We start from the raw sequence: 6,903 nt of genomic DNA, 5'->3' as shown, positions 1-6,903 counted from the left end.
TCAAAGCTTCGACTGCACCGTGGCCCGCGCCCTGGTCACGACCAAGCCCAAGCCCGAGAAGTACGCGCTGCACCACGATTGGCGCAACTTCCGCGCCGACGAGGCCAAGATTCTGCCCGCCTTCGACCCCAAAAACCCGAGTAAGTACGGCGAGTTTCTGCTGCACGGCCGCGACTGGACGCCGGGCCAGAAATACTACGACATGCCCCCGTTTTGGGGCACGCGCAAGTGGACGGAGGTCAGCAACAAGATTCCGCGCTTCCATTCCTCGGGCCTCGACAACGGCTATAACGTCAAGTACCACATCAAGATACCGATGGGCTACTTCGACCAGTTTGGCGATAAGCCGGAAGACCGCAAGAAGGCCGAACTCGACCTGATGGGCAACATGAACGAGATGCTGGCCGGGGTGGAGAATACGGATAAGGTCTTCGTGAGCAAGTTCGCCGTGGACGCCAGTGGCAAGCAGTTGCCGGGCTGGGAAATCGTGCCCATCGAGAACAAGATGAGCGACAAAGCCTACGATTCGGTGAATCAGCAGGCCAACATTGCCCACACCTCCGGCCACGGCATCGACCCCTCACTGGCTGGCATCGACACCGGGGGCAAGTTCGGCGGCTCGGGCTCCGAGAAGCGCATCAGCTACCAGCTGCACGTGGCCCTGCGCACGCCCACCAAGCGCAAAATCCTGCTCAAAACCTTCCAGGCGGCCCATAAAATCATGGGCTTCAACCCCACTCACTTCTTCGGCTTCGAGGATATCGACATCACCACGATTGCCGATAACCCCACGGGTAAGCAGAAGGTGGCTAATTCCTCCATGTAAGCCCATGTTATTCAACACAGTAGAAGAAGTTAAAGAGAGCCTGGGCACGATGCACGCCAACGTGAACCCAAAAACCCTGCTCAGTTTTGTGAGCCAGGCCGAGCAGCTGCACCTGGTGCCGATGCTCGGGGAGGGCCTGGTCGAGCAGCTGGGCAATCTGCCGGCTGTGAATGCGCCGGCGCACTTGGTGCAGCTGCGCCAGCGCCTGCGTAGTGCCTTGGCCTACTACGTGGTGCTCGAAGCCGCCCCGTTCATTAGCGTCGCCTTCGGAGAACTCGGCATGTCGGAGCAAAGCACCGATAAGGCCGCCCCCTCGCGCCAGTGGGTGTACAACAACTTCGTAGAAGCCGCGGCCGCCGCCGGCGATAAGCTGCTCGACCTGGCCCTGGCCTGGCTCGACGCCCACGCGGCCGACTACGCCGACGAGCTGGACTCGCCCGAATACCGCAGCCGCAAGAGCCTGCTCATTGCTTCGGCCGAGGAACTAGGTAAGTACGTGGCCACGGCCGGCAGCCGGCGCTTTTTCTTGGCTTTACTGCCCACCCTGCGCCAAGTCGAAGATTTTGAAATCAGCGACTTGCTAGGCGAGGACTTGCTGGAGCAGCTGCGCGAGGGGCTGGCCAGCGGGGAAGCGCCCTCGGCCGAGACGCGCCAGCTGCTGGGCCTGGTGCGCCCGGTGCTGGCCCACCGCGCCATTGCCCAGGGCGTGCTCACCATGAACGTGGCCCTGACGGGTACGAGCCTGCGCCTGCTCTCCGATAACGAGGCCGTGCGTCAGCGCCTGGCCGCTACTCCCGAGGCCTTGTCGGCCCTGAGCCAAACGGCCAGCGCCACGGCCACCAAATACCAGGCGAAGCTCGCTGCCTACCTCGACGCCTTGACGCCCACGGCCCCGCCCGTTTCGGTCGAGCTGCACGACAACGCGGGTAAACCTTCTTTCTGGGTCTAAGATGCTACGTTTTTACATCACGGTGCAAACCATTGAACTAGTAGCCGTTAGCGTAGCGGGGGTGAGTGGCTTCGTGGAGGCGCATATCTGGTCGCCGGCCTACACCTACTACCTGCTGCTGGTGCTGGTGGTGCTGGACGTGCTCACCAACAACCTGCTGCAAAAGCTGCCCCTGAAGCCCAAAAAGCTGGCCTGGCGCCTAGTGGGCTACACCGCCATCCTGGCCTTCGCCCACGGCTTCGGCGAGCACGAGAAGGGGCTGTTTTTCCTGACCCAATTGGTGCTGGCTCCCTTCGTGCTCATTCACCTGCGCCGGCTCATCATCGCCTTCGGCAAGCTCGGCCTGGTCGATAGCGACGTGGCCGACTTGCTCCAGCGCCGCATGACCCGCCAGGCCGAGCGGGAAGAGGAGCCCGCTGCCGCCCCGGAGCCGACTGCCGCCCCAGAACCCATCCTCCCCACCGCTGAAGCCGCTGTTTCCTAGATGCAAACCATTCGCCTCAATGGCCGCCCGCACCTGGTGCCGGAAAGCTGGGCCGAACTCACGCCCGTCCAATTCTTTGCCGCCGCGCCCCACCTGGCCAGCGACTCGGTAGCCGCCCGGCTGGCCGTGCTGCGCGCCTGGTGCCCGAAGCTGCGCGAGAAGGACGTACGCCGGCTCACGCCCGACCAACTGTGGGATATGTGCACCACCGTTAGCTGGATGTGGACGAAAGAGCTGGATACGAAGGGGATAACCGAGTTCACGCATCGCGGCCGCACTTACCGCCTGCCCGAGCCCAACCTGCTCGATGCCGTGGCCATCGAATACGCGATGGCCAGCGTCTTCTTTCACCAGTTTGCCAACCCCCAGCGCCCGCAGCCGCTGGCCCTCGACCAGCTGGTGGCCACGCTCTGCCGCCCCGTGCGTGCGGACTTCAAAAAAGTAAGCCAAGACCCGGCCTGGGACGGGCAAACCCGCGAGCGCTACAACGGCAAGCTGGCCGAGGGCCGGGCCAAGGAGCTGCTCGATGCGCCGCTGGGCGTCAAAATCGTGGTGCTGCACCACTTTTTGGGCGCGCAGCGCTTCATCCACCGCGCCTACAAGGACTTGTTTAAAAAGGTCGAGCAGCCCACCGGCCCCGCCGCGCCCCCGAGGCCCCGGGGCGATGGCACCGAGATGCTCCAGCTGCTGGCCGACGTGGCTGAGCGCGGCCTCTACGGCACCTATGACCAGGTAGCGCACACGGCCCTGCACACGGTAATGTTCAACCTGGCCAAACAGGCCCGCCACCGGCGCGAAGCCGAGAAAGAGTAAGCGTATGAAAATTTCCGAAGCGGGCCTGGCCCTGATTAAGCGCGAAGAAGCCTTCCGCGCCAGCTGGTACCGCTGTGAGGCGGGCCGCCCCACCATTGGCTACGGCCACGTGATTCAAAAAGGGGAGGAGCGCTACTACACCGTCAAAATTTCGGAAGCGGAGGCCAGCACCCTGCTGCGCCAGGACGTGGATAAGCAGTACGGGGCGCACGTGGCCAGCCGCGTGCACCGCGATGTGACGCAGCACCAGTTCGACGCGATGGTATCGCTCTGCTACAACATCGGTACCGGGGGCTTTGATAAGTCGAGCGTGCTGGCCCTGGCCAACGCCGGTGCCTCGTCTCCCACGGTCATTAAAACGGCCTTCGGGCTCTGGAACAAAGTCACTGACCCTAACACCAAGCTTAAGCGCGTGAGCCCGGGCCTGACCGCCCGCCGCAGCCGCGAAGCTGCTTTATACCTGCAACCATGAGAACTAGAATACTTTACCTGGTAGGTGTGGCGAGCTTGGCCCTGGCCAGCTGCGCCACCACGCACACTCCCTCAGCCGACGTGCTGCCCTCGGTCACCCAGGTGCAGCCCCCGGACTCGCTAGCCCTGCGTGTGGTGCTGCCCATCGACCTGCTGGCCCTGGGCTTGCCCCCCTACCTGGTACCGGCCCCGGCCGGCTCGACCCCGCGCCAGCGCCGCCAGTGGCAGAAAGCCCAGGCCCAGAACCTGGCTCACGCCGGCGTGCTGCCGGCCAAAATCAAAAACAGCAGCGTAGCCACGGCCCCGGGCGCGGTGGCTATCACGCGGCCGGCCTCGATGGTGGCCACCGGCGCCAGTACAGCGACCGATGCCCGCAAGGCCGGCACCCGGGGCGGCTCCGTAGCGGTCGGGGCGGGGGCGGTGGCCACGAGCACCCGTGCCGGCGCGTCGTGGTGGTGGTACCTGGTCGCCGTTATCGCCGGCGCGGTCGGCTGGGAGGTGCTCACCTCGCAGGTTACCCCCCTGCGGCTGCTGCTGAAGTGGCGAAAATTAACTTAAAAGGTAAGTTTTAGGCAGGCCCCTACCCCCTACAGGTAGGGGTTTTCTGCTAGCTATCTTAAAAAAACCCTACATTTAGCCTTATGCAGAAAGTGGAATTCATTGTAGAGCGCACAGGAACAGGCTTTTCAGCCTATGCTATTGACTATGAGGTGTACACCGTAGGTGAAACGCTGGAGGAGCTAAATGCGAACATGGTAGATGCGATGAACCTGCACCTAGAGGAAAAAGGGCTGGTCGTAACCGAAGAAGACCTGGTGGTGAATTTGAAGTAGTCTCCGCTACTTCAGCTAGTGGTGCTGGCCAGTATCCCACAAGCAACTACTATACTGTCATAAGCAGTATGGCATTTTACATATTGTAAACGGTGATTTGCAATATGTAAAAGCCCCCTATCTCTTCCCCCTAATTGTTTGGTGCAGGCCTCTATACTTACTTTGCTACATGAGCTTTCTTTCAACTCGTCCCCTCTATTGGCTGGTAGGTTTTGCTGGGCTAACAGCTTGTCAAGAAAAAACAGGTGAGACGACCCAAGTTACCGCTAAACAGGAGCCTACAACCAGCCTAGTAGTCCAACCTACGGTTAATAAAGTGTCGGTTACTTCCCTGAATGATTCAGCCAATCAGCAGTTGGTGCTGGGACTAGGTGGGGCCTGGATAAACACGACGTACGCCGCGTATTTACGCAAAACCCATTCCCCTCGTCAAGCGGATGGGCACTGGGGAAGTAGTGGTATCACCGAGCTACTCTTAGACTCCCGGTCCTACAAAGGCGATAGTATGGCCCTATCGCTGGGGGCCGCCAATCATGAGGGTCTACCCCTGCGTTACGTCCACCTGCGTCTAGAACCCGGGCTTACCGCTTGGCCAACCACTACTGAGGAGTCGGAGAGCGAGGCTGACCTACTCGAAACGAGCCTACGCTATCACGTAAATCAGGGAGATACGCTCCTCTATCTCGACCAACGTCAGAGGACTACGCACCGGGTTACGACCACCGCTTTTCGGAAGCTACGCAGTAGTTTAAACACGAGCCGCCCCTTCGATGACGGATTAGCTCCTTTCATCAATGGGCTGACCTTCGCGGGCTCGCAGCTAGTAACGGACTCTACGGGGCATACCTACCCCGTGCGTTTGCTGGCTACCGGCCAGGTACAGGGCTGGCCAGGGTATAGCCGGTACGAAGTCAATACTGATTTCGTTGGCCCTTTCCACGAGCTAGACACTGTATTCTTCGATATCAACCAGAAAACGCAACAAGAATGGGCTTTTACTAAGCAGGGCGATACCGTTCGGCTGTATGCGGTGCATGACGACACCGTGACCTATAAGCGTCAGCGTGGCCGCCTCTGCTACACCTTAGTTCGGCAGAGCAAATGAGGCCATAAAAGTGGTAACTAATTCGATAAATAAAAGTAACCTTGTCTCAGAAAAGTGCTAGCTAATATCGTAAAACTAGCAGGGTTAAAAACCGCACTGATTCCAAGGATTGTCCGGTATGTAATGTTATGTTAAGTGGCTTTGCTAAGGAAACAAGATTTACCAAATAATAGACAAATCCTTTATTTTATCTAATTTAGCTTGCTATTTATATTCAACAACTAATGAAAATAGAGGTAATTATCATTCTGTCAAAAGCCTACTACCAAGAAGTATACGAAGAATGGTTGCGCTTCCGCAGCAAAGGGAAGCGCTGGCAACTGCAAGTCGGTTTGCTCTTATTTGGAGTAGCGTTCTTGCTAGCAATGATGTGTGGACCTCGGCTAGCCGACCTATGGTTCATCCCTTTCTGCTTTGTATTAGCAGGTATTTACGAAATAGGCTCCTTCTTTTACACGCGTCGGCAATGGCTACACAGTAGAAATGAGAGTAGCTTAGTTAATCAACGGGTAACATTATTGTTTGAGCCCCAAGTGATTACGCATAATGGGCCATTTGCTCAAGGGCAATTGCTATGGACTGGCATACGGGAAGTAAAAGAGACGGCACGCGGGCTCTTCCTAATTCCAGAGAATGGCAGCAGCATCTACTTACCAAAAACGGCCTTTGCCTCGCCTGAGCAATTTCAAACCCTGCTCCAGCATGCTAAGACAAAAGGGGCGAGCTTGTAACGTTTCTTAAACCAACGTTTAGGTAAGGTGACAAGCTCGGCGAACTGGCATAGCGTTTAATGCAAAGTTAACTATACTTTGAGCTTGTAGCGCCCACTACGATAAGTGCTGCTTTTTCGTCCTACTCCTGCTTGCCTCATGCTGCCATCTTGGGAACATGGCAGACTACCAAGATGAGTTTAAGCGCATCCTCGACGAGGAAGTGGGCAGCTACGCCGCTAAGGCCTTGCAGCTGCTAGCCGCGGCCGTGCAGGCCAAGGGGCTCGTGCTCACGGAGGAGCTACTTAACTCCCTGCGCACGGAGGTAGTGGGCGCGACCGCGCAGCACGTGGCCGTGATGGGGGTGCTCTTCGAGCAGTACGGCCGCATCAAGGATATGAAGGGCCTCAACCGCACGAAGGCCCCGCCCATCGAAGAGATTGAGGCCTACGTCAAGAAGGTGGGCCTGAGTCACTTCGATTATATCCCCGGCTACACCGACCGCTCCAAAGTGTCACCCGTGAGCAGCCGGGCCATCAACCGCATCGCCTGGGGCATTGCCCGGGCCAAGCTGCGCGATAACGCCCAGGTCAGGCCCAAGTCCTGGTTCAGCAAAACTTTTTACAAATCCATCAACGGCTTCATCGACGCGGTAACTACCCGCTACAAAGCCGCGACTGGCACCCACCTAGCGGCTACGCTCAAAGTTTGA

General features: G+C 58.6%; 9 protein-coding genes and 1 pseudogene. All 10 read left to right on the top strand.

What is annotated here, in order from left to right; all coding sequences use genetic code 11:
- Nucleotides 1-826 (top strand): annotated as a pseudogene (locus GO988_RS23730) (hypothetical protein); the annotation flags it as partial.
- 4 nt (nt 827-830) lie between these two features.
- Nucleotides 831-1,775, top strand: coding sequence for a DUF6712 family protein (locus tag GO988_RS05795; RefSeq protein WP_157562630.1), 945 nt, complete (start codon nt 831-833; stop codon nt 1,773-1,775).
- Between the two features lies 1 nt (nt 1,776).
- Nucleotides 1,777-2,259, top strand: a complete 483-nt coding sequence (locus GO988_RS05790; protein WP_157562627.1) for a hypothetical protein — start codon at nt 1,777-1,779, stop codon at nt 2,257-2,259.
- Nucleotides 2,260-3,072 (top strand): hypothetical protein, encoded by an 813-nt coding sequence (locus GO988_RS05785; protein WP_157562624.1) that lies wholly within the window; start codon nt 2,260-2,262, stop codon nt 3,070-3,072.
- 4 nt (nt 3,073-3,076) lie between these two features.
- A complete protein-coding gene (locus tag GO988_RS05780) occupies nt 3,077-3,544 on the top strand; it encodes a lysozyme (protein WP_157562620.1) in 468 nt (155 codons plus the stop codon).
- Nucleotides 3,541-4,101, top strand: a complete 561-nt coding sequence (locus GO988_RS05775) for a hypothetical protein (protein WP_157562618.1) — start codon at nt 3,541-3,543, stop codon at nt 4,099-4,101. Before GO988_RS05780 ends, GO988_RS05775 begins: the two co-directional genes overlap by 4 nt.
- Nucleotides 4,102-4,184: 83 nt before the next feature.
- Nucleotides 4,185-4,376: a hypothetical protein gene (locus tag GO988_RS05770; protein WP_157562616.1), complete on the top strand. Its 192-nt coding sequence runs from the start codon at nt 4,185-4,187 to the stop codon at nt 4,374-4,376.
- A gap of 505 nt (nt 4,377-4,881) precedes the next feature.
- On the top strand, nt 4,882-5,481 hold the full coding sequence (locus GO988_RS05765; RefSeq protein ID WP_157562614.1) for a hypothetical protein: 600 nt from the start codon (nt 4,882-4,884) through the stop codon (nt 5,479-5,481).
- A gap of 224 nt (nt 5,482-5,705) precedes the next feature.
- Entirely contained in the window at nt 5,706-6,212 is a 507-nt protein-coding gene (locus GO988_RS05760; RefSeq protein WP_157562612.1) for a YcxB family protein, read from the top strand.
- A gap of 157 nt (nt 6,213-6,369) precedes the next feature.
- Nucleotides 6,370-6,903, top strand: a complete 534-nt coding sequence (locus tag GO988_RS05755; RefSeq protein ID WP_157562610.1) for a hypothetical protein — start codon at nt 6,370-6,372, stop codon at nt 6,901-6,903.

The sequence above is a fragment of the Hymenobacter ginkgonis genome, from assembly GCF_009755225.1.
Classification (GTDB): Bacteria; Bacteroidota; Bacteroidia; order Cytophagales; family Hymenobacteraceae; genus Hymenobacter; species Hymenobacter ginkgonis.
Note: the sequence above shows the minus strand (reverse complement) of the source record. Positions and strands in the feature narration are given on the sequence as shown.